The 23380-nt window shown below is 64.0% G+C and carries 21 protein-coding genes; 10 read left to right on the top strand and 11 right to left on the bottom strand.

The window, feature by feature from the left end:
* Window positions 1-194 precede the first annotated feature (194 nt).
* Together N1058_RS01850 and N1058_RS01855 are read left to right on the top strand one after the other, a co-directional pair.
* Window positions 195-2144 carry a polysaccharide biosynthesis protein gene (locus N1058_RS01850; protein ID WP_265515770.1) on the top strand — a complete coding sequence of 650 codons (1950 nt, stop codon included), beginning with the start codon at window positions 195-197 and terminating at the stop codon, window positions 2142-2144.
* A 17-nt stretch (window positions 2145-2161) separates the two neighbouring features.
* A complete protein-coding gene (locus tag N1058_RS01855) occupies window positions 2162-2746 on the top strand; it encodes a sugar transferase (RefSeq protein WP_265515771.1) in 585 nt (194 codons plus the stop codon).
* Between the two features lie 39 nt (window positions 2747-2785).
* On the opposite strand, the gene galE is transcribed toward N1058_RS01855, so the two are convergent.
* On the bottom strand, window positions 2786-3775 hold the full coding sequence (gene galE / locus N1058_RS01860) for a UDP-glucose 4-epimerase GalE (RefSeq protein WP_265515772.1): 990 nt from the start codon (window positions 3773-3775) through the stop codon (window positions 2786-2788).
* A 97-nt stretch (window positions 3776-3872) separates the two neighbouring features.
* Window positions 3873-4475 (bottom strand): biotin transporter BioY, encoded by a 603-nt coding sequence (locus N1058_RS01865; RefSeq protein WP_265515773.1) that lies wholly within the window; start codon window positions 4473-4475, stop codon window positions 3873-3875.
* 108 nt (window positions 4476-4583) lie between these two features.
* On the opposite strand from N1058_RS01865, the gene N1058_RS01870 reads away from it, so the two are divergent.
* Complete coding sequence (locus N1058_RS01870) at window positions 4584-5483, top strand: MBL fold metallo-hydrolase (protein ID WP_265515774.1); 900 nt, start codon at window positions 4584-4586, stop codon at window positions 5481-5483.
* A gap of 4 nt (window positions 5484-5487) precedes the next feature.
* Here N1058_RS01870 and N1058_RS01875 read toward each other — a convergent pair whose 3' ends face one another.
* A complete protein-coding gene (locus tag N1058_RS01875) occupies window positions 5488-6261 on the bottom strand; it encodes a DUF1499 domain-containing protein (RefSeq protein ID WP_265515775.1) in 774 nt (257 codons plus the stop codon).
* 313 nt (window positions 6262-6574) lie between these two features.
* On the opposite strand from N1058_RS01875, the gene N1058_RS01880 reads away from it, so the two are divergent.
* Together N1058_RS01880 and N1058_RS01885 are read left to right on the top strand one after the other, a co-directional pair.
* Window positions 6575-6919 (top strand): hypothetical protein, encoded by a 345-nt coding sequence (locus tag N1058_RS01880; protein WP_265515776.1) that lies wholly within the window; start codon window positions 6575-6577, stop codon window positions 6917-6919.
* Window positions 6920-7020: 101 nt separating this feature from the next.
* Window positions 7021-7407, top strand: coding sequence for a DUF427 domain-containing protein (locus N1058_RS01885; RefSeq protein WP_265515912.1), 387 nt, complete (start codon window positions 7021-7023; stop codon window positions 7405-7407).
* Between the two features lie 6 nt (window positions 7408-7413).
* On the opposite strand, the gene ppdK is transcribed toward N1058_RS01885, so the two are convergent.
* Window positions 7414-10077 (bottom strand): pyruvate, phosphate dikinase, encoded by a 2664-nt coding sequence (ppdK, locus tag N1058_RS01890; RefSeq protein WP_265515777.1) that lies wholly within the window; start codon window positions 10075-10077, stop codon window positions 7414-7416.
* A gap of 222 nt (window positions 10078-10299) precedes the next feature.
* Between ppdK and N1058_RS01895 the strand changes: the two genes are divergently transcribed.
* Complete coding sequence (locus N1058_RS01895; RefSeq protein ID WP_265515778.1) at window positions 10300-10647, top strand: VOC family protein; 348 nt, start codon at window positions 10300-10302, stop codon at window positions 10645-10647.
* A gap of 389 nt (window positions 10648-11036) precedes the next feature.
* Here N1058_RS01895 and N1058_RS01900 read toward each other — a convergent pair whose 3' ends face one another.
* From N1058_RS01900 to N1058_RS01920, 5 genes are all read right to left on the bottom strand, one after another.
* Window positions 11037-11735 carry a hypothetical protein gene (locus N1058_RS01900; RefSeq protein ID WP_265515779.1) on the bottom strand — a complete coding sequence of 233 codons (699 nt, stop codon included), beginning with the start codon at window positions 11733-11735 and terminating at the stop codon, window positions 11037-11039.
* 25 nt (window positions 11736-11760) lie between these two features.
* Window positions 11761-15219, bottom strand: a complete 3459-nt coding sequence (gene smc / locus N1058_RS01905; RefSeq protein WP_265515780.1) for a chromosome segregation protein SMC — start codon at window positions 15217-15219, stop codon at window positions 11761-11763.
* A 51-nt stretch (window positions 15220-15270) separates the two neighbouring features.
* Window positions 15271-15942 (bottom strand): DsbA family protein, encoded by a 672-nt coding sequence (locus N1058_RS01910; protein ID WP_265515781.1) that lies wholly within the window; start codon window positions 15940-15942, stop codon window positions 15271-15273.
* 161 nt (window positions 15943-16103) lie between these two features.
* A complete protein-coding gene (locus tag N1058_RS01915) occupies window positions 16104-16610 on the bottom strand; it encodes an OsmC family protein (RefSeq protein ID WP_265515782.1) in 507 nt (168 codons plus the stop codon).
* Between the two features lie 25 nt (window positions 16611-16635).
* Window positions 16636-17127 (bottom strand): DUF721 domain-containing protein, encoded by a 492-nt coding sequence (locus tag N1058_RS01920; RefSeq protein ID WP_265515913.1) that lies wholly within the window; start codon window positions 17125-17127, stop codon window positions 16636-16638.
* Between the two features lie 68 nt (window positions 17128-17195).
* Here N1058_RS01920 and mutY point away from each other — a divergent pair, with 68 nt between their 5' ends.
* Entirely contained in the window at window positions 17196-18320 is a 1125-nt protein-coding gene (mutY, locus tag N1058_RS01925) for an A/G-specific adenine glycosylase (protein WP_265515783.1), read from the top strand.
* Between the two features lie 14 nt (window positions 18321-18334).
* Window positions 18335-18946, top strand: a complete 612-nt coding sequence (locus N1058_RS01930) for an HAD family hydrolase (RefSeq protein ID WP_265515784.1) — start codon at window positions 18335-18337, stop codon at window positions 18944-18946.
* Between the two features lie 145 nt (window positions 18947-19091).
* Here the strand turns inward: N1058_RS01930 and N1058_RS01935 are convergent, their stop codons facing one another.
* A complete protein-coding gene (locus N1058_RS01935; RefSeq protein ID WP_265515785.1) occupies window positions 19092-20225 on the bottom strand; it encodes a site-specific DNA-methyltransferase in 1134 nt (377 codons plus the stop codon).
* Window positions 20226-20403: 178 nt separating this feature from the next.
* On the opposite strand from N1058_RS01935, the gene N1058_RS01940 reads away from it, so the two are divergent.
* On the top strand, window positions 20404-21096 hold the full coding sequence (locus tag N1058_RS01940) for an HAD family hydrolase (protein ID WP_265515786.1): 693 nt from the start codon (window positions 20404-20406) through the stop codon (window positions 21094-21096).
* Window positions 21097-21104: 8 nt separating this feature from the next.
* Here N1058_RS01940 and N1058_RS01945 read toward each other — a convergent pair whose 3' ends face one another.
* Entirely contained in the window at window positions 21105-21668 is a 564-nt protein-coding gene (locus tag N1058_RS01945) for a hypothetical protein (protein ID WP_420847929.1), read from the bottom strand.
* A gap of 298 nt (window positions 21669-21966) precedes the next feature.
* Between N1058_RS01945 and thrC the strand changes: the two genes are divergently transcribed.
* On the top strand, window positions 21967-23358 hold the full coding sequence (gene thrC / locus N1058_RS01950) for a threonine synthase (RefSeq protein ID WP_265515914.1): 1392 nt from the start codon (window positions 21967-21969) through the stop codon (window positions 23356-23358).
* Window positions 23359-23380 lie beyond the last annotated feature (22 nt).

Genomic DNA, 23380 nt, shown 5'->3' on the forward strand with positions numbered 1-23380 from the left:
TTGGGCGCTTCCAGGAAAAGTGATAACCAATTTTTCCCCTCCCGTATTCTGCCGCCTTGTGTTACGGCCAAGTAAGCATTTGCTATTCGACCTCAATACCTTTTGCTGTTAGTTACAATCGGAAACCTTTCGGGGGATATGGGATTGATCTGGGCCAGCCTTCCCGTTGAACAATGAACGAGCATTGACTGACCATGACGTTGACTGGAATCCGTGAGTGGATTCAGGCCCGGCCGCGGCGCACCAAGCGCCTGATGCTGCTTGCTGCGGATTTCCTGGGCCTGAGTTTCATCATCTGGGCCTCGTTCTGCATCCGGTTCGACCGCATCTTCATGCCCAACATGGAACAGGCGATGTTCATCGTCGCCGGGCCGCTGATCGCAATCCCCATCTTCGCCTATATGGGGCTTTACCGCGCCGTCCTGCGCTATCTGCGTGAAAGGGCGATCTGGACGATCATCCAGGCGGTCACCGTCTCGACGCTCATCTGGGTCAGTCTCGTGTTTCTCACGCTGTCCTATGGCTCCTCCGGCGTCCCCAGAACGATCGCGGTCCTTTACTGGATCGGCAGCATCATTGCGGTGGCCGGCACCCGCTTCACCGTCAAATGGCTGCTGCGCCGCGGCGTCCCGCGTTCGGCGGACAAGCAGAACGTGCTCGTCTATGGGGCGGGCGATTCAGCCGTGCACCTCGTCGATGCGCTGAATGCCTCGCCGGACAGGCGGGTGGTGGGCTTCCTTTCCGACGACCCCGGTCTACGCGGCATGGACATGCTGGGCATTCGCGTCTTCGCGACGGACCGGCTCGAGGAGCTCATCCCCAATCTCGATGTGAAAGAGGTCATCATCGCGACGGCCCAGGCCAGTTCGCGGCGCCGGCGCGAGTTGGTGGCGAGCCTCGGCCGTTTTCCGGTGAAAATCCGTGTGCTCCCCCCGATTGCCGATTTGGCCTCGGGTAAATACCTCGTCAGCTATATCCGGGACATCGACATCGACGATCTGCTCGGCCGGTCTCCGGTTCCGGCCGACCCGGAACTGATGCGGTCCACGGTCTCCGGACGCACCATCATGATCTCCGGCGCGGCCGGCTCCATCGGCTCGGCGGTCTGCCGCACGGTCGCCCAGGCCGGCCCGGCCAAGCTCGTTCTGTTCGAGATGAACGAACTCGGCCTCTACCAGATCGAGCGCGAACTGCGCCGCTACGGGGATTTTTCCGTCGTGCCCGTCCTCGGTTCGGTCACCGACGATGCGCTGGTGAGGCGGACGCTTGGCGAGCATTCGGTAGAGACCGTCTATCATTGCGCCGCCTACAAGCATGTCTCCCTCGTCGAGCAGAATGTCATCGAGGGCGTGCGCAACAATGTCCTTGGCACGCTGAACCTCGTCCACGAATCCTGCGCGGCCGGCGTCGAGAACTTCATTCTCATATCCTCCGACAAGGCGGTGCGGCCGTCGAGCGTCATGGGCGCGACCAAGCGCTGGGCCGAACTGATCGTCCGCCATTACGGCGCCAAGTCGCAAAAGAACGGCAAACAGTGTGTCTTCTCCTCGGTCCGGTTCGGCAATGTCATCGGGTCCAGCGGGTCGGTCGTGCCCTTGTTCAAGGAACAGATTGCCGCCGGTGGCCCCATCACCCTGACCCATGAGGAGATGACGCGCTATTTCATGTCGGTTCGCGAGGCCGCCGAACTGATCGTCCAGGCGGGAGCGCTGTCCAGCAGCGGCGACATCCTGCTTCTCGACATGGGCGAGCCGGTCAGAATCCGCGATCTGGCGAAGGACATGATCATGCTGGCCGGGCTGACTATCCGCGACAGCGAGAATCCGGACGGCGATATCGAGATCGTGACGATCGGCATGCGCCCGGCCGAGAAGCTGAGCGAGGAGCTCTTTTACGATCCTTCCGGCGTCACCGCGACACTCCATCCCAAGATTCTTCGCGCCAACCCGCAAAACGGGAAGGCCGTGCGCATCCCGACCATGATCGCCCAGCTCAAGGAAGCCCTGCAAGCCGGCGATCGGGATGTGGTGCGGCAGGTTCTGTTCGGCCATCTTGAAAAGGGCGGCGATATCGCGATCGTCGCCTCTTCCACGCCCGCCGTGGCGGATGATACGCCGGCGGTGCAGTACGGGCGGCCAGGATGAGCAAGGACACATCTCTCATGAGCACGGTTGACATATCCAGCCTGTCTTTCGACAGCGGCGCCCACAGGGGCAAGCGCGCTTTCGATCTGGTCCTGTCCGTACCGGGTCTCATACTGGCCACGCCCGTGATTCTGGTGACAGGTTTGCTCGTCTGGGCCACGTCCCGCGGACCCGCGATCTATAGCCAGATGCGCATCGGCCGGGGCGGAAAGCCCTTTCGCTGCTACAAGCTGCGCACCATGCATATCGATACGCCTTCGGTGCCGACCCATGAGACGCAAAAGCACGCCATCACGGGCGTCGGCCGATTTTTGCGCCGCACCAAGCTCGACGAGTTGCCGCAATTGTGGAATGTGGTGAAAGGCGAGATGTCGCTTGTCGGCCCTCGCCCCTGCCTCGTCACGCAAACCGATCTGATCGCGCACCGAGAGCGGCTTGGCGTTTTTTCCGGCCGCCCCGGCATCACCGGACTCGCGCAATTGCGCGGCATCGACATGTCGCGGCCCGCACTTTGCGCCAAATCGGATGCGGAATATCTGGCGAACTGGACCTTGTCCGGCGATATCGCGCTTATCATCCGGACCGCGTTCCCCCGCTTGTAACCGACCCCGCCTGCGGCGGTCCCGTCTACGATCACCCGTCTACATCCGATTACGGCGCGCGAGCTTTTCTTCCCAGCGCAGCGCGTGACTGACGATCTCTTCCAAATCGTCGTGCCGCGGCTTCCAGCCAAGCTGCGAAACGCAACGCTCCGCGCTGGCCACGATGGACACCGCGTCGCCGGGGCGCCTGGCGCTCCGCTTCACAGCGAAATCCGTGCCGCTGACGCGCTTCACCGTGTCGATCACGTCGAGAACCGAATAGCCGCGGCCATAGCCGCAATTGGCCACCAGACTCTCGCCGACGGCACGCAGGCGCCGGAGCGCCAGGTAATGGGCGTTCACCAGGTCGGAGACGTGGATGTAATCGCGGACGCACGTGCCGTCCCGGGTCGGGTAGTCGTCGCCGAAGACTTCCATCTGCGGGCGCTTGCCCGTCGCGGTCTCGCAGGCGACCTTGATCAGGTGGGTGGCGCCTTTGGTGGACTGGCCGGTGCGTAGTTTCGGATCGGCGCCACAGACATTGAAGTAGCGCAGCGCCGTATAGGCGAAGTCATGGGCTGCGGCGGCATCGCGCAACATCAGCTCGGTCATCAGCTTCGATGTGCCGTAGGGAGATTCGGGCTTCAGTGGCTCTTCCTCGGAAACCGGATTGGTTTCAGGCGTGCCATAGACGGCAGCCGTCGAGGAGAAGATGAAATGGCGCACGCCCATGCGCACCGCGCTTTCGATCAGCGCCCGCGATTTCACCGTGTTGTTCAGATAGTAGCCGAGCGGATCGGCGACGGATTCGGGCACGATGATCGAGCCCGCGAAATGGATGACGGCGTCGATAGAACAGCGCTCGATGGTTTCCTCGACCAGCTTCTGGTCGGCGATATCGCCCACCACCAGGCGCGCGGCCTCGGCCACGGCCCAGTCGAAGCCCGTCGACAGCCGGTCGAGGACGACGACGTCCTCGCCATGGTCGAGCAGTTCCCAGACCATGTGACTGCCGATATAGCCGGCACCGCCCGTCACCAGAACCGCCACGATGGCTCTCCTTCAAGAAGATTGGCATTTGACGTGAAAAGGGCCACCGACCGGCCGGTCATGGCCCTTCTCGCATTTCATCGTAGGCCGAAGCCGGCTAGCGGCCGATGCCGAAGGCCTTCAGCACGCTCCAGCCAGCCGAGACCAGGCAGGCGGCGAGCGCGGCCTTGACGAGATCCGGCAGGATGAAGGGCGCGACGCCGAACTGCCACGCCTTGTCGGCGCCGATCAGCGTTGCCAGCCACGCAAAGCCGAGGAACAGCAATACCGCCTGCGCGGCGAACATGACGCCGCCGAGCTTGAGCACGTTGCGGTCCCAGCCGCGGTCGGCGGCCCAGCCCACCATCGCGGCCATGGCGACGAAGCCAACGAGGTAGCCGCCGGTCGGGCCGACCATGTAGGCAAGGCCGATGCCCTTTTCAGGCGTGCTCTGGAAGACCGGAAAGCCCATGGCGCCCTCGGCCAGGTAAAGAAGCAGCGTGGCAACGCCAAGCCGGAAGCCGAAGGAAGCGGCAATCAGCAAAATCGCCAGGTTCTGCAGCGAAAGATCGACGGGGCCGAGCACGACCTTCGTCTTGGCCGCCAGGGTAAGGAGCAGTGTTCCCGTCAGGGCGATCAGGCCCTGCGCAAACAGGCGGGACATGCCCTTTTCGGGCAGCGCGAGAGAAACGAGCGGTCTTGAAGCGATAGCTTGGGACATGGGGCCTCCATGGGATTTGTCTTGCGGGCGCATTGCCGCGTTTCTCTATATTCGCTTCCATGGTAAGCGGCAACATGCCGCGCGGCCTTGCCCAGAGAGAGTCTTGCAATGGAATTCGATACCACGTTCGACCCTCGCTACGGCCAGCCGGTCGAGGTCGCCCCCGGCGTCCAGCGCGTCACCGTCAACAATCCGAGCCCGTTCACCTTTCACGGCACGAACAGCTATATTGTCGGCGTGTCCGCGCTGGCGGTCGTCGACCCCGGTCCCGAGGACGAGGCCCATCTGCGGGCCCTGCTCGGCGCCATCGGCAACCGTCCCGTGAGCCACATCTTCGTCAGCCACACCCACCGCGACCACTCCCCACTGGCGGCCCGGCTGGCTGCGCTCACCGGCGCGACCGTCTGCGCCGAGGGACCGCACCGCGCGGCAAGGCCGCTGCGAACAGGCGAATTGAACCCGCTCGACGCCAGCGCCGATACGGAATTCAAACCCGACCTATTTCTGGCAGACGAGCAGGTCGTCGAAGGCGATGACTGGTCGATCCGCACTATCCACACGCCCGGCCACACCGCCAACCACTGCGCCTTTGCGCTGGAAGGCACCGGCATCGTCTTCTCCGCGGACCATGTGATGGCGTGGTCGACGACCATCGTCGCCCCGCCGGACGGCGCCATGTCGGACTTCATGGCCTCGCTCGACCGCATGCTGGAGCGTGACGACCGACTGTTTCTGCCCGGCCATGGCGGCATCGTGGCAAAGCCGAAATCGTTTCTTCGAGGGCTGAAGACGCACCGCAAGATGCGCGAGCGCGCCATTCTGGAGCGCCTGTCGTCCGGCGACCGAACGATCCGCGAGATCGTCCGCGCCATTTACCGCGACACGGACCCCCGGCTGCACGGCGCCGCCGGCCTGTCCGTTCTGGCGCATCTCGAGGATCTCGTTTCCCGCAGCCGCGCCCGGGTCGAAGGCGAACCTTCCATCGACGGGATCTACCATCCCGCCTAGCATCTCAAAGCGTGTCGAGCGCTTCCATGCGGGCATCGAGGTCGTTGAAGAAGCGCTCTATGCGCTTGGCGTTGTCGCCGAGATCATGCCGGCCGTAGCGCGAGGCGGAGCGCATATCGACATAAGTTGCGTTGGCGCGGTCTTCCACACGGATCGCCACATCCGAGGCAAATCCGAGAAGATAGGAGCGGGCCACGGCCTCGATTGACAGCGCATTGCCCTCCACCTCCGCATCACTCACGACCACCCAGCCCCGGTCGGCCAGCAGACCCGCTATCGCCGCTGCAACGCTTTCAGGCGCATATTCATAACGGCGTCCCGTCAACTCGGGATACGCCTCCGCCTGCATTGCCTTGGCTTGGTCGGTGAGCGGCTCCAGCGCGTTCATCGGCGGGGACCGCAAATCCGGTGCCCGGTGCAGGGCGGGCGGGTCCTCCAGATCGGTGGAGATGTCGACCAGTTGCGGGTGCGTGGCGAGCCGATAGGCGGACCATCCGTAAGGCGCTAGTGCCAGCAGCGCCACGATGAAGCCGGCCACTGCCGCGCCCAGCCCCGCAAGCCCGTGCTCCCACATCTGCACCAGAGCCAGCAGACCGAGCAGCAGCCCCGTCAGGGCCAACGCGCCGACGATGCCGAGCAGCCAGAGAAACGGGACGGTTTCCAACAGCAAAAAGCGGTGGGCCAGCGCCGATACGATGAAAAGCACGAGCGCGAACATCGACACCGAGCGCGACCAGTCGGCCGTTCTTGCACGGCGCACTTCCATGATTCCAGCCATCCATGTCCTGCAATCTGCACACCCCCGTGCCTTCTACCCGGTCACCTGCGCCCGGTCAAAGCAGCAGTGGACATTCGTCCACGTTCAAGGAGCGTCGTGCGTCCCTCCGGACGCATAACGGGCACTCTATCACTTTGTCATTCCGCATGAATGCTATTGTGTTGGGAAGAACTGAAATGCCCGGTAGCGCAATTGTGCCCGAATCTTTCAGTAACCCATTCATTAGTCGGAACTTATTGCGAAGCTGATCGTTGCCTTCGGCTGGGATGGGGACCGGAGGCGTATGAGTGGCATGGAAACGATAGCTGCAAAAATGAACCAATCGCCCGCTCTTCCGCTGGAAATCGTCGAGCTCGAGCTTGCGCTGCGGCACGAGAACCTCCTTGAAAAAGGTCTGGAAGGGGCGGTGCGTCAGGCGCTCGAGCGCATTGACGGCAAGCTCCTCTTCCACATGCGGATGGACGGCGTAGCCGATTGCGACTGGGTCGCAGCCGTCGAGCTCTATTCGGACGAAGGCCGCAGGCTGGCCATCGTTGCCCAATCCCCCGGCGGCGGCCCTCTGTGGGTCGAGGATGCTGAGACGAGCGAGTTGCCCGTCGCCAAGATCGCACGGGCTTATGCAGATCTCATGCAGCAACTCGATCCCGCCGGCCGTTAAAGCAGTTCCAAGAAAAATGGGAATCGAGTTTCCGTCAGGAACGCATCGGGTGCATGCTGCGTTCTACAAGTGTCGTTGAAACCATGAGACACAACACCATGATCGAACGAACAGCCAGCCCCGCTCCCGGCTTCACTCGCAATCCCGGGAAGAAAATTGTGGTCGAACCCTTCAAGGGTTCGGTAACCGTCAAGGTCGCCGACGTGGTCATTGCCGCAACGACAAAAGCCAAACTGCTGAAGGAGGACGGCTATCCGCCGGTCCTCTACATCCCCTTCGAAGATATCGGCTTCACCAATCTCGAGCGAACCGACACGAAGACGCACTGCCCCTACAAGGGCGATGCGAGCTATTGGCGGCTGTCCGCACCCGGAGAACCGGGCCAGGATCTCATGTGGGCCTACGAGGCACCCTACGACGAAATGGCCGAGATCAAGGATCACGGCGCCTTCTACGAAGGCCAGGTGACGATCGAGAAATCGTCCTAGCTTCTTCTACACCGTCTTGCAGGCCGCCTGGGCAGCCGCCAGGCGGGCGATCGGCACGCGGAAGGGCGAGCAGGACACATAGTCGAGCCCCACTTCCTCGCAGAAGTGGATGGAGTGCGGGTCGCCTCCATGCTCGCCGCAAATGCCCAGCTTGATGCCGTTCCGTGCGGCCCTCCCCTTCTCCACGGCCAGGCGGATGAGCGTGCCCACGCCATCGACGTCGATCGAGACGAAGGGATCTTTCTCGATGATGCCCTTCTTCCGATAGGTTTCAAGGAAGCTGGGCGCGTCGTCACGCGAGATCCCAAACGTCGTCTGGGTCAGATCGTTGGTGCCGAAGGAGAAGAATTCGGCCGAACCGGCAATCTCGCCGGCATGCAGCGCCGCGCGCGGCAACTCGATCATGGTGCCGACCATATAGTCGATCTGCGTGCCGTCGACTGACAGAACCTCCTTGGCAACCGCGTCGATGCGCGCCTTCACGAAGATCAGCTCGGCGGCCATGCCGACCAGCGGGACCATGATTTCCGGCACAACCGGCGCGCCGGTCCTCCGCGCGGCTTCCGCTGCCGCCTCGAAGATGGCCCGCGCCTGCATTTCGGCGATCTCGGGATAGGAGATCGCCAGCCTGCAGCCGCGATGGCCGAGCATCGGGTTGACCTCGTGGAGCTCTTCCGTGCGCTCGCGCAACCGGTTTGCATCCACCCCCATGGCGGCGGCCACCTCGGCGATTTCCTCTTCCGTCTTGGGCAGGAACTCGTGCAGTGGCGGATCGAGCAGACGGATGGTGACGGGCATGCCGGACATGATCTCGAAAAGCTCGATGAAGTCGGCGCGCTGCATGGGCAAAAGCTTGGCGAGCGCCGCCTGGCGCTGCTCGACCGTGTCGGCCAAGACCATTTCGCGCATGGCCAGAATGCGATCGTCATCGAAGAACATGTGCTCGGTCCGGCACAGGCCTATCCCTTCGGCGCCGAAGGACCGTGCCGTGCGCGCGTCGGCCGGCGTTTCAGCATTGGCCCGCACCTTCATCCGGCGCGCGGCGTCGGCCCACTCCATCAGCGTCGAGAAGGCCCCGGAAAGCGCCGGCTGAAGCATCGGGACGGCGCCGGCCAGAACCTGGCCCGTCGAGCCGTCGATGGTGACGACGTCACCCTTCGAGAAGGTGCGCCCCATGCTGGTCATCGTGCCGGCGCGGTAGTCCACCCGGAGCGTGCCGGCGCCGGAGACGCAGGGCTTGCCCATGCCGCGCGCGACGACCGCGGCGTGGCTGGTCATCCCGCCGCGCGTGGTCAATATGCCTTCGGCCGCGTGCATGCCATGGATGTCCTCCGGGCTCGTCTCCACGCGGACGAGAATGACGCTCGCGCCATGCGCCTTCATCTCCTCGGCCTCTTCGGACGAGAACACGATCTCGCCGGTGGCTGCCCCCGGCGAGGCCGGCAATCCCATGCCGATGACATCGCGCTTGGCGCCCGGATCGATGGTCGGATGCAGCAGCTGGTCGAGCGAGGACGGCTCGATGCGGCAGACAGCCTCCTCGCGCGTGATCAGCCCTTCATCAGCCATGTCGACGGCGATCCGCAGCGCCGCCTTCGTGGTGCGCTTGCCCGAGCGGGTCTGCAGCATCCACAATTTGCCGCGCTCGATGGTGAATTCCAGATCCTGCATGTCGCGGTAGTGAGCCTCGAGCTTGTCCGCGATCTCGACGAAGGAAGCGAAGGCTTCCGGCAGCACCTTTTCCAGGGACGGCTTGTCGGAGCCCGCCTCCAGCCTTGCGGCCTCGGTGAGGCTCTGGGGCGTGCGGATGCCGGCAACCACATCCTCCCCCTGGGCGTTGACGAGGAACTCGCCATAAAGGCGCTTCTCGCCGGTCGAAGGATTGCGCGTGAAGGCAACGCCGGTGGCCGAATCCTCGCCCATATTGCCGAATACCATGGCCTGCACATTGACCGCGGTGCCCCAGCTTTCGGGAATGTCGTGCAGCCGGCGGTAGGTAACGGCGCGCGCGTTCATCCAGCTCGAGAAGACCGCGCCTATGGCGCCCCAGAGCTGAGCATGCGGATCCTGCGGAAAGGGCTCGCCGAGCTCCTCCTGGATGCGCGCCTTGTAGAGTCCGACGATCTCGCGCCACTCGTCGCCCGAAAATTCGGTATCGACATCGTAGCCCCGGCGCGCCTTTTCCTCGGAAAGGATTTCCTCGAAGACGTCGTGATCGAGGCCCATGACCACGTCGCTATACATCTGTATGAAGCGGCGGTAGCTGTCATAGGCAAAGCGCGCGTCACCGGACTCGGCCGCAAGCGCCTCCACCGTCTCGTCGTTGAGGCCCAGATTGAGCACCGTGTCCATCATGCCGGGCATCGAAGCCCGCGAACCGGAGCGGACCGAGACGAGCAGCGGGCGTTGAGGGTCGCCGAACCTGCGCCCGGCGATGCGCCCCACTTCCTCAAGCGCCGCATCGACCTGGTCCTGGAGTTCCGGGGCATAGGTCTGGCCGTTGGCGTAGTAATGGGCGCAGACCTCGGTGGAGATGGTAAAGCCCGGCGGCACGGGCAGCCCCAGGCTGCACATCTCGGCAAGGTTCGCCCCCTTGCCGCCAAGAAGGTCGCGATCCGATGCGCGCCCTTCCGCCTTGCCGTCGCCAAAGCCATAGACCCACTTGGCCATGCCGCTATCCCCCTTGGAGCCGTTGTCGCAGCCGGCGGGGAACCGCCGGTAACGGCAGCGTTAAGGGGCGAGAGGCTGTGAGGCAAGCCCGCCATGCGTCGCATCCGCATCTATATCGATTGAAGGATGCTCATGGTGCCTGGGATCGGCACACTGCGATTCCAATCTTGCGGAAAACGCGGAAACTGTATAGAACATTTCAAGAACATTAAGGAGGACAAGATGCGCGAGACAGGCAAGGTCGATTACATTGAAATGCCGGCCGGCGGCGGTACGCTGGACAGTGTGAAGGCTTTTTACGCCGCGGCTTTTTCGTGGAGCTTCACCGACTACGGCCCCGGATATTCAGCCTTTTCCGAAGGGCTCGACGGCGGTTTCGACGGCGACCCGGCCGAAGGCGCCGTAAAGCCGCTGCCGGTTCTTTATTCCCACGATCTCGAGGCCACCCTGGCCGCGGTAGAGGATGCCGGCGGCAGGATCGTCCGGCCGATCTTCTCCTTCCCCGGCGGGCGGCGGTTCCATTTTGCCGATCCGGCGGGGAACGAGCTGGCCGTCTGGAGCGAGGAATAGGGTTATCGCCGGACGGGATGCCGCAAGTCGCCGGCCTCGGTGATTTGCTGCAACCCCTCAACCTTCGTCATCCCAGGGCGGAGCCAAAGGCGGAGACCCTGGGATCCATGCCGTTCCTTCTGCGACCACGCCCAACGCTGCCGGCACTGGGCGCCCCATGCGGGCGGCGGCGCGGCCTTTGCGACTGGCACGGCATGGATCCTCGGGTCGAAAAGCCCAAGGATGACGAAGTGGAAAGGCTGTGCCGCAATCTGAGGCGCGGTGGCATCGTCAACTATATCGGTCCTCATGCGTACGCCAATTCAACTTGGAAAACGGACTATGGCCACGTCGGTTGCAGAGCTGCAACTATCGCCCAGCGAACGTTTGGTCACCTTCCAAAATGCGCTTCACGTAAGCGTTCCCAAAATCTGATAAACAATCCCGGCGGAAATCAATCTGAGCCTGTCTGCGCCCCCAGTTATAATAACGCCCTCGTAAGACAATGGATCTGAATGATCTCGTACGGAGAACACGGGGCCGCCGCTCATTCCCTCGTATTCGCCTTCTAGTAATATTGAGCCGTTGCTAGCCGGCGGAACTACCAGGGTCGATATGCCTGCCCAGTCTGGAAAGATTTTTCCAACTACTTCGATTGGCTGCAGTTCCCGTAGAGGCATGTTTTCGTTCCAATCGGTGTCGTGCGCATTTTCATACCAGTCACGATTTTCTGCTTTCAAGGCGTACCCATATGCAACACCGATGCACCCAGCGTTGGGAGGCGTGAATTCTCGTCGGAGATTGACTGAAAACGGCGTGCAAACGTCCCAAAACGTATCTACTTCTGCTACGAGTACATCACCCCATTCCTTGATGACGCCCTCGTTTAAATTAATACACCTTATGTCACATAAAGCTTTCGCAGAGCCGTCAGAACAGGGAAGCGCCGGCCTACCGGGACTATTCTGCAGTTGGTGCTTGGTAAACACAGCAAAGAATTTGCTTTTTATCGATAGAAGATGACAAGTTCCGGCTGGCCAAGGTCCATACCCGCCATCCACTATTAGCGGCAAAATCGAGTCCTGCATTTCTTTGTAGCGCGCCCTCAATGCAGTTCTCAAAAACTTGCCCCCCTTAAACTGCCTCGCGCATCTGCTCGGCCGTCTGCAAATCCACAGAGACGAGCTGGCTCACCCCCTGCTCCGCCATGGTGACGCCGAACAGGCGGTTCATGCGGGCCATGGTGATCGGGTTGTGCGTGATGATGACGAAGCGGGTTTCCGTGGAGCTGGCCATCTCGTCCATCAGGTTGCAGAAGCGCTCGACATTGTGATCGTCGAGCGGCGCGTCCACCTCGTCGAGCACGCATATGGGCGCGGGATTGGTCAGGAAGACGGCGAAGATCAGCGCCATGGCCGTCAGCGCCTGCTCGCCGCCCGAAAGCAGCGTCATGGTCTGCGGGCGCTTGCCCGGCGGGCGGGCGAGGATTTCCAGCCCCGCCTCCAGCGGATCGTCGGATTCGATCAGTTGCAGCTCGGCGGTGCCGCCGCCGAAAAGATGGGTGAACAGCCGCTTGAACTGCTCGTTGACGACGTCGAAGGCGGCCAGCAGCCTTTCGCGCCCTTCGCGGTTGAGGCTCTGGATGGCCGAGCGCAGCTTGCGGATGGCCTCGATCACGTCCTCGCGCTCGGAGACGATGTGCTCCAGCCGCTCGCTCAATTCGCGCTGCTCTTCCTCGGCGCGCAGATTGACCGCGCCCAGCCGCTCGCGCTCGATCTTCAGCCGCTCCAGCCGGCGCTCCAGCTCGGCCATGTCCGGCATGGGACCGGCCGGGTCGAGTTCGGCCTGCTGGATCACCAGATGCGGCGCCACGCCCAGCGCCTCCTGGATGCGCGCTTCGGCTTCCTTGCGCCGCTCCTCGGCGGCGGCTTCCCGCTCCTCGGCCCGCGCCCTGCCCTCGCGCGCGCTGGAAAGGTTCTGGATCGCGGCGGCGGCGTGCTTGTCCAGCTCTGCCTGCCGGGTCTCGGCCTCCTGCAGGCGGTCCGCCGCCTGTCTGCGAAGCGCTTCGGCCTCGGAGATCTGCGACAGGAGCTGGCGACCCTGCGCCTCGATTTCGTCGGGCGCATCGGCCAGTTTCGCCAGTTCGCCGGCGGCCTCGGTGCGCCGCTCGCCGAGCGCGGCGATCTGCTTGTCTGCGTTTTCGGCGCGGGCCGTCCAGCTCTGGCGCTCGCGGGCGATCGCTTCCAGCCGCTGCCGGCGCGCTTCGGCCTCCCGTTTCAGGCCCTCATGGGCCGCGCGCGCCTCGGCCGCCTTGCCGCGCGCTTCGGTTACCTGCGAAGATGCGCCGTCTAGCTGCGCCTGAAGCTCGGAAAGGTCCGGCGCGGAAGCCAGCGCCGCCTCGGCTTCGCCGACAGCGCCCACCGCTTCACCATGGTCCTCGGCCAGCCTGTTGCGCGATTCCGTCAGAGCGCTGCGCCGGCTGGCCAGTTCGCCGGAAGCCTTCTCCGCCTGCGCCAGCGCCTCGCGGGCCGCGCCCACCGCGCGCTGGGCCGAGCGGAGCTGCTCGCGAACCGCCTGCTCGTTCGCCACGGCCTGCCGGAGGGCCTGTTCCTTTTCGGCAAGCGCCTTCTCGGCGCTGGCGACGGCCTCAGCCGCCTGCCCTGCCTCCTTTTGCAATTCGGCGAGACGGTTCTTCTGCGCCAGCCGCTGGGCCGCGGCTGTCGGGGCATCGGCGCTCGCGCGATAGCCGTCCCAGCGCCACAGCGCGCCATCCGTGCTGACCAGGCGTTGGCCGGGCCGCAGCAAGGCTTGCAGCCGCGTGCCCTCTTCCGCCTCGACAATGCCGATCTGGGCCAGCCGGCGCGCAAGCTGGGCCGGGGCCTGCACCAATTCCGACAGCGGGCGGGCGGGCGCCGGCAATGCCGGATCGTCCTCCATGGCCTCGGCACCACCCCAATGCGCGGGCGCGGCGGGGTCGAGCGGCACGTCGAGGTCCTCGCCAAGGGCCGCGCCCAGCGCCGTCTCAAAGCCGCGCGCCACCTGCACCTTTTCCAGAACGGCGGGGAATCTGGCGTCGTCGCCGGCATTCAGGACGCGTTCCAGCGTACGCGCTTCCGTTTCGATGCCTTGCAGCCTTGTTCTGGCTTCGGAAAGCGGCTGGCGCGCCTCGTTTTCGGCCGCGCGCGCGGCGAACACCGCCTGTTCGGCCTCGATCGCATCCCGTTCCGCCTGTTCCTGGCCGGCCAGCGTCGCTTCCAGCTCGCGCTGCTTGTCGGCAGGGTCGGGAAGCGCGCCGATGCGCGCGGCGATCTCCTGCAGCTGGCGGTCGGCATCGGCAAGCTGGCGCGCCAGCCGGTCGCGCCGTTCCGCCGTGTCGCGGATGGCCCGCTCGGCCTGGCTGCGCACGGCGCTGGCTTCAGCCTTTCTCGCCGTCAGCTGCGAAAGCGCGTCCTCCTTGTCGGCAAGGTCCTCGCTGATTTCGGCCAGTGTCTTGCGGGCCTCTTCCTCGCGGCCGCCGGCGCCGGCTTCCGCCTCGCGCAGACCCGCTTCCTCCTCGGCCAGCCGCTTCAATATGTCGGCATTGTCCCGCACCATCTGCTCTTCGCGGGCCATGTCGGCATTCATCTGCTCGACGCGCTTTTCCAGTTCGGCGGCGCGATTGCGAATGCGGGTGGCCTCTTGCTCCATCTGCGTGCGCGCAATGGTCAGCCGTTGCAGGGCGGCGGCGGCGGAGGCCTCGGCCTCGCGCAGTTCCGGCAGGCGCTTGGCGGCGATCGCCTGCTGCTTGGCGGCTTCCATCTGGGTGCTGGCCCGTTCGGCGACCTGGCTGGTGGCGGCGGAAAGCGCCGATTTGGCCTCGGCCTCCTGCTCCTTCGCCTGGCTCCAGCGCAGATGCAGCAGCGCCGCCTCGGCCTTGCGGATTTCGGCAGAAAGATTCTTGAAGCGCGAAGCCTGGCGCGCCTGGCGCTTCAGGCTTTCGATCTGGCTTTCGAGCTCGCCCACCACATCGTCGAGCCGTTCCAGGTTCTGCTCGGCCGCGCGCAGCCGCAGTTCGGCCTCGTGCCGGCGCGAATGCAGGCCGGAAATGCCCGCCGCTTCCTCCAGAAGCGCCCGGCGGGCCTGGGGCTTGGCCTGGATCAATTCGCCGATGCGGCCCTGCCCCACCATCGACGGCGAGCGGGCGCCGGTCGACTGATCGGCAAAGAGCAGTTGCACGTCGCGCGCACGCGCCTCCTTGCCGTTGATGCGGTAGACCGAGCCCGCCTCGCGCTCGATGCGGCGCGAGACCTGCAGTTCGTCGGCGTCGTTGAAGCTGGCGGGGGCCGTGCGGTCCGAATTGTCGAGGAAAAGCGTGACCTCGGCCGTGTTGCGGGCGGGCCGCGTGCCGGAGCCGGAGAAGATCACGTCGTCCATGCCGGAGGCGCGCATGTTCTTGTATGAGCTTTCGCCCATCACCCAGCGCAGCGCCTCGACGAGGTTCGACTTGCCGCAGCCGTTCGGCCCGACAACGCCGGTCAGCCCGCGCTCGATGACGAACTCTCCGGGCTCCACGAAGGATTTGAAGCCGAGCAGACGGAGCTTGCTGAATTTCATACGCGCATGCTCCCGCATGCGCGCTTGGTGTTGCCGGCGCTGTCCGTCCCTTTAGAGAAGGGGATCGATGATCGCCGACATCTCCTCAATCGACATTGCTCCCGAATACTTCTTCCCATCTATGAAGAAGGTGGGCGTCGCGTCCACGCCGAATTCCTCGGCCGCGCGGTTTCGCACGCTTCTCACATCGTCGAGAAGCTCCTGATTAGTCAAGCATGCCGTGAAGGACTCTTGTGTAAAACCGCCCAATTTGGCGATTTGCAGCAATGCTCCGCTGGCGTCCTGCGCCCGCGCCCAGTTGTCCTGCTGCTTGAACAGCACATCGATCATTGCGAAATATTTGCCGTCCGAACAGCGCGCCAACATAAAGGCGGCCTCGGCGCGCGGATCGAAGGGGAACTCTCGCATGATGAAGCGCACCTTGCCCGTGTCGATGTATTTTTCCTTGAGCGCGGGATAGGTATTCTTGTGGAAATTGGCGCAATGGCCGCAGGTCATCGACGCGTATTCGACGACGGTCACCGGTGCATCCTCGGCACCCTCGACCTTGTCTTCCAGCACGCCGGGCTCCAGCAGCTTCGCCATATCCACATCCCCGCTGGAGGCGGGAGGCGAGACGCTTTGCTGCGCATTGGCGCTATCGCTCCACCCCACCAGCAGCGAGGCCGCCGGTAGTGCTGCGATGGTTGAAAGAACGCGCCTGCGCGAAATCGTTCCGGTCATGCGAATCACCCTTGTTTCTCTGAAAATCCTACCCGCCTCTTAGTGGATAGCGATAGTTCGCGTGAAATAAGGCAAAGCGGGGTTCAAGCCAAATGCATATCATCACGGCGCGCTCACGAATTCGCGAGCGGTTGCCGCGGCGCTCTGCACTGAGCCGGCGATCAGGCGTGTCCCGTCACTGTCAGCTCCGGCCTGCTGTTCAGCGTCTGGAAGACGACGCAGTAGCGTTCGGTGAGTTTCAAAAGCGCGTCGATACGCTCCTGCGGCTCGTCCGTATCGAGATTGCAGGTCAGCCTGATGGCGCAGAAGCCGACCGGCGCGTCCTTGGCCAATCCGAGCGTGCCCCGGAAATCGAGGTCGCCTTCCGCCTCGATGGTGGCCGCGCCGAGCCTGAACTCGAGCGCCGTCGCAACCGCTTTCATGGTAACCCCGGCGCAGGCGACGAGCGCTTCCAGAAGCATGTCGCCCGAGCAGAGCTCCATGCCGGAGCCGCCGGTCGCCGGGTGCAGGCCGGCCACGGCAAGCATCCGGCCGGTCTCCACCCTGCAGGCGATCTCGCTATCGTCGAGCGCCCCCCTGGCACGCAGCGTGATCAGGGCTTTTTCCGGCGCCTCGCGATAGACCTGCTTGAGCGGGGCCTGCACCTCCTTCAGTCCCACGGCATCCATCGGCTCTCTCCTCCTCCCCCAAAATCTAGCGGCCAAGCACGCTGGCGCCCAGCCGCTCCAGGCTTTCGCGCAGACCGTCATCCTCGATCTTGCTCGTGATGCGGCCGATCTTTTCCTTCTGGTCGGCCGATAGCGGCTTCGGCGGCGGCGGCTTGCGGCGCGTTGCCGTTTCCACCTGCTTCTGCACGATGCGGACGCGACCTATCGCATTGAAGCCGAGGAAGGCGTTGGCCCGGTCGATGATCTCCATCGTCTCGTGCTGCACATGCAGGGCGGCAGCGCCGTCGCAGGCGATGATCAGCGTCGCGGGTTGAAAGGGATCGTCCTCCTGCAGCCGGCGCGGCCAGGCGATCTTCTCCGGCCGCGTCCGTACAGCCAGGCGGTCGCCGACGATTTCGGGCCAGCTTTGAACCAGGTCGATGGAAAGCCCTGCGCGCCGGCGCAGCACCGGGTCGAGCAATGCGCTCGTCAGGTCGCTCACCGGTACGGGATTGCCGCCACGCCATTTGCCTGTCATGCCGATACCGTCAACCAATGTGCCATAGTGATTTCCTTCGACCGGATATTAGACTAATCGACCATTCCATGACACAGCAAATCGACAGGCAGGCAGCCCATGGAACCGGCGGTGGGACCGGCGACGCACCGCTCGCCGACAGGCTTCTTGCCTGGTACGACCGCAGCCACCGCCACCTGCCATGGCGCGTGAGCCCCGGCGACCGCCGCGCCGGCATCGCGCCCGATCCCTACCGCGTGTGGCTGTCGGAGATCATGCTGCAGCAGACCACCGTCGCCAGCGTCAGGTCCTATTACGAAACGTTCCTCCGACGCTGGCCGGACATAGGCTCGCTGGCCGAGGCGCATGTCGACGACGTCATGAAAGCCTGGGCCGGGCTCGGCTACTATTCCCGCGCGCGCAACCTCAAGAAATGCGCCGAGGCTGTCGCCGAACGCCATGCCGGAATCTTCCCCGACACGGTCGCCCGCCTCAAGGAACTTCCCGGCATCGGCGACTACACCGCCGCCGCGATTGCCGCCATCGCCCATGACCGCCCGGTGGCGGTGGTGGACGGCAATGTGGAGCGCGTCGTCACGCGCCTTGCCGCCATCTCAACGCCGCTGCCGGCGGCCAAGCCGACCATAAGGGCCTTTGTCGAGGAGGTCCTGTCGCGCGACCGTCCCGGCGATTTCGCCCAGGCCACGATGGACCTCGGCGCGACCATCTGCACACCGCGACGTCCCGCCTGCATCCTCTGTCCGCTGGCTTCCGACTGCGAGGCCCGGGCCGCCGGCACGCAGGAAGCCTTCCCCGTCAAGCCTGACAAGGCGGACAAGCCGCAAAGGCTGGGCGCGGCATTCGTCGCCGTGCGCACGGACGGCGCCGTGCTGCTCCGGCAGCGCCGGACCGAGGGGCTGCTGGGCGGCATGAGCGAGGTTCCCGGAAGCGCGTGGAGCGCGCGGACAGACGGCTCAACCGGGCGGGAATCGGCCCCGTTTGCGGCCGACTGGACGAAATGCGGCGCGATTACCCACACCTTTACCCATTTCCGGCTCACATTGAGCGTCTATCGCGCCGAAACATCGCGGAAGGAAGCCCCACCCGGCCATTGGTGGTCCATTCCTTCGGAGCTTACCGGCGAGGCGCTTCCAACTGTCATGAAAAAGGCAATAGAAGCGGCTATGCACGGTGCCACAAAGAAACAGCAGTAAGGGCAAACAGATCCATGAGCAGCGTTCGCCACATCGTCTTCGACATCGGCAGGGTCCTGATCCACTACGATCCCGAAGTCCCCTTTGCCCGGCTTATCCCGGACGAAGACGAGCGGCGCTGGTTCTTCGACAATGTGTGCACCCATGAGTGGAACCTGGAACAGGATCGCGGTCGTTCATGGGAAGAAGCCGAGGCACTGCTCATTGCCGAACACCCGGACCGCGCCGACCTCATCCGCGCGTTCAGGCTGAACTGGCACGAGATGGTGGTGCCTCACTACGCGGATTCGGTCGCCATTCTCGACGCCCTGATCGAGGACGGCCATGACGTGACCATGCTGACCAACTTCGCCGCCGACACTTTCGCGGAGGCGCGCGAGATGTTCGATTTCCTCAACAAGCCGCGCGGTGTCACCGTCTCCGGCGAAATCGGGCTTATCAAGCCCGACCGCGAAATCTACGACCATCACGCCAAGGCGTTCGGGCTCGATCCTGCCGCCACCTTGTTCATCGACGACAGCCCGAAGAACGTCGAAGGCGCGCGGGCGGCGGGCTGGCAGGCCGTGCATTTCAAGAACCCTGAGCAGTTGAAGGCGGACCTCAAGGCAGCCGGCATCGATGCCTGACAGCCCGGTTCAAAAGTCGTCATGGCGTTGAGGATGACGAAGCCAGGCACCCCCATCCCGTCATCCCGGAAGCCCGAAGGGCTATCGGGGTGACGGAGGCGAAGCGCGGATGGGAAAAGACCCGCCCGACTTTCAAGACGGGCGCTCAGGCCCCCAGCGCCTGAAGGCTCTGGCGGGCCACCTGGCGCAGGGCGTCGATGGGTTTCAGCTCGCCATCCTGCTCATAATGCCAGAAGGTCCAGCCATTGCAGGCGTCGAGCCCCTGGACACGGGCGCCCAGGCGATGGATGGAGCCGGCCTCCTGGCCGACCGCAATGGTGCCGTCGGCGCGCACGCTGGCGGTCCAGCGCTTCTTGGCGTCGTAGAGCTGCGCGCCGGGCTGCATCAGGCCCGAATCGATCAGGCTGACGAAGGCCACGCGCGGTTCGGCCCGTTTGCCGCTCACCACTTCCAGGCTGGCGCTGTCGAGCCTTTCCACGGAATCGATGCGCCTGCGGGCAGCGTCGATATAGGTCTGGTCGCGCTCGATGCCGATGAAATGACGGCCGAGGCGCTTGGCGACCGCGCCCGTCGTTCCCGAGCCGAAGAAGGGGTCGAGCACCACGTCGCCCGTTTTCGTCGAAGACAGGAGCACGCGGGCCAGCAGCGCTTCCGGTTTCTGGGTCGGATGCAGCTTCCGGCCTTCCTCGTCCTTCAGCCGTTCGCCGCCCGTGCAGATAGGGAAGAGCCAGTCGGACCGCATCTGCACGTCGTCATTGGCCGCCTTCATGGCGTCGTAGTTGAAGGTGTAGCTCTTGGCGTTCTGGTCGCGCGAGGCCCAGATCATGGTCTCATGGGCGTTCTGGAACCGGCGTCCGCGAAAGTTCGGCATCGGGTTGGTCTTGCGCCAGACCACGTCGTTGAGGATCCAGAAGCCCAGATCCTGCATGATGGCGCCGACCCGGAAGATATTGTGATAGGAGCCGATCACCCAGATCGTGCCGCTCGGCTTCAGGACGCGCCGCGCCGCCAGCAGCCATGCGCGGGTGAAGGCGTCATAGGCGGCGAAGCTCTCGAACTGGTCCCAGGCATCGTCGACCGCGTCGACCTTGGACTGGTCCGGACGGTGAAGATCGCCGTCGAGCTGCAGATTGTAGGGAGGATCGGCGAAGATCACGTCCGCCGATTTTTCCGGCAGGCGCGAAAGCGCGGCCACGCAGTCGCCCTTCACGATCGTGTCCAGCCATTCCGATTTGGCCGGAGCGGAGGAAAGCTCCTCCAGGCGACGCACAGCAGACATACGCAAACCTCAAACTGACACTGTTTACTGAAGGTTATGGTTACCCAGGATGGTAAATATTCCGTCAAGGAGGCTGCCGAATTGTCGGCGCCGGCGGACTGTGCGAAAAGGAGCGGTTAGCCCGCCAAGGCCTGTTTGGCGGGTGCGTTTGTTTCTGCCCAAAAAACACGGATATGCCATGCCTTCCCCCGAACTCATCATCTTCGACTGCGACGGCGTTCTGGTCGATTCGGAAATCGTCGCCGCGCGCGTCGAGGCGCAGATGCTGCGCGAGGCAGGCTATGAGATTTCGGCCGAGGAGATCGCGGAGCGCTATTCCGGCCTGACCTTCCGAGACATCCTGCTTTCCATCGAGCAGGAGGCGCAGATGCTGTTCCAGGCGTCGCTGATCGATCATGCCGAAGCGAAAGTGGACGATCGGCTGCGGAAGGAGGTCAAGGCGATTCCCGGAGTGGCCGAGGCGGTTGCCGAGTTGCTGAGGCTCAAGATATGCATCTGCTCGAACTCGACCTCGCAGCGCATCGAAGCGATGCTTCAACGCACGAGGCTCGCCCCACTGTTCGAGGGCGTCATCTTCTCATCGCTGGAAACGCCGACCAGGCTTCCCAAGCCCGCGCCCGACGTGTTCCTGCATGCGGCGGAACGCATGGGCGCGCGGCCGGGTGCCTGTTTCGTGATCGAGGATTCGGTTCACGGCATCGTCGGCGCGCGGGCCGCCGGCATGCGGGTAATCGGCTTCACCGGCGCCTCCCACAGCCATCCCCGCCACGCCGACATGCTGATGGATGCCGGCGCGGAAACGACCATCAGCCGCATGTCCGACCTCGGCGGCGTAATCGCTGCCTTGTCGGAGTTCTCGGCCGATATCTGAAGGCCGTTCTACGGCGTATCGTAAGGCCCCTCGTCGTAACCGACATGGAGCTGGATGGTGCGGTCTATCCCGCCCGGGATGGCTATATCGGGATCGGTGAACACGAACTGCGTCGCGCCCGAGGTGTCATCGATGGATACCTGATGCTTGAACAGCTGGGAGTAGACGACTTCGTCGCCCCGCGTGGCGGCAATCCGGATCGGCATCGTGATGGTGCCGGCCCGACCACTGGGCCCGGGCACGACCCTGCCGGCCACGGCGACCGTGACCGCGGGCGTGCCCTGATATTTGCAGGCACGGGTAACGTCGTTAATGGACGCCTGATAGATGATCTTGCTGTCGTCGCCCTCGCCGCCCCTTTCGTAGGTACGGAAATAGGCCGTTCCTTCGCGCAGGGAAACCGGTGGGCAGTATGCCCGCAACTCGCTTTCGCGGATCGCATCCCCCTCCGCTCCGGCGTTCTGGCCGTCCGCGCCGAAATTGGGTCCACTGCCCGACTGACAGCCGGCGAGAATTGCGGAAGATGCGAGAAAGGCGGCGGCGGCGATGCGCCTTTTTGAAATGCTTTGCACGAAAAGCCCCATGAACTGCACTTTCCTATGGTGAGGTTGATGCTCTATACCAACCGCGCGACGAAAATTCGACCTGTGGATTTCGGGTTTTTGATTCAGAGCCTGACCGAGAATTCGGCGGTTGAGGGCTGGCGAGGGATTTTGGATCCTGAGAAGAGGGACGGATGCAGGCAATATCGGGGAATATTGGCAAATCCGGCCCTCTTATCAGGGGCGCAAAGACCCCGGACCGACCCGTCCGAATTTTCGGTCTGGCTCCCACTCCTGATCGTCCCCACAACCGGAAGACATGATGACGATGGAATATGTGAGCACGCGCGGTGAAGCGCCAGCCCTTGGATTTGCTGACGTGCTGTTGCAGGGCCTTGCGCGTGATGGCGGCCTCTATGTGCCGCGGACATGGCCGCAATTCTTGGCCGACGACATCCGCGCCCTGCGCGGCCTGCCTTACGAAGATGTGGCTTTCCGCGTCCTCAAGCCTTTCGTGGGCGGAGAGATTCCGGACGCGAAGCTCAAAGCCATCATCGACGAAACCTATGCGACCTTCCGCCACAGGGCCGTCTGTCCGCTGGTCCAGAGCGGCCCTTCCGACTTCATACTCGAACTGTTCCACGGCCCTACCCTGGCCTTCAAGGACGTGGCCATGCAGCTTCTGGCCCGCCTCATGGACCATGTGCTGGCCGAGCGCGGCGAGCGCGTGACCATTGCCGGGGCGACCTCGGGCGATACGGGCGGCGCGGCCATCCATGCCTTCGCCGGCATGAGCCGGGCCGACGTCTTCATCCTCTTTCCCCATGGCAAGGTCTCCCCCGTTCAGCAGCGCCAGATGACGACGTCCGGCGCGGCCAATGTCGAGGCGCTGGCCATCGAAGGCAATTTCGACGATTGCCAGGCGCTGGTGAAGGCGATGTTCAACGATCATGCCTTCCGCGACGGTGTGGGATTGGCCGGCGTCAACTCGATCAACTGGTCGCGCATCATGGCGCAGATCGTCTATTACTTCACCTCCGCCGTCACCCTCGGCGCGCCTGACCGCGCCGTCTCCTTCACCGTTCCGACCGGCAATTTCGGCGATATCTTCGCGGGCTACGCCGCCGCGCAGATGGGTCTTCCCATCGGCCGCCTGGTGATCGCCACCAACGAGAACGACATTCTCGCCCGCACGCTGGAAAGCGGCGCGTACACAACCCGCTCGGTGGTCGAGACCACCTCGCCCTCGATGGATATACAGGTTTCGTCCAACTTCGAACGCCTGCTTTTCGAGGCATCCTCCCGCAACGCGGGCGAAGTCCGCGGCAACATGGAAAGCCTCAGGCAGTCCGGCGGGTTCACCCTCGCGGGCCAAACGCTGGCCAATATACGCGAGCGCTTCGAGGCCGCTCGCGCGGGAACGGACGAGGCGGCCTTAGCCATCCGGGATATGCTGAAGGACAACGACTATCTTGCCGATCCCCATACGGCCACCGCGCTTCGTGTCGCCCAAACGCGCCGGCGCGAGGGCGAGACGATGGTGGTGCTTTCCACAGCCCATCCAGCAAAGTTCCCGGCGGCGGTAGCGGCCGCATGCGGCGTGATGCCCTCTTTGCCGGAGTGGCTGGGCGACCTCATGGAAAGAGAAGAAAGCTATACGGTCCTTCCATCGGACCTGAAAATGGTGGAAGATCACATCAACCGCCAAAAGGTCCGTTGAGGCCAGCTATGGGCGGATCAAT

It is taken from the genome of Nitratireductor luteus (assembly GCF_026162365.1).
Lineage (GTDB): Bacteria > Pseudomonadota > Alphaproteobacteria > Rhizobiales > Rhizobiaceae > Chelativorans > Chelativorans luteus.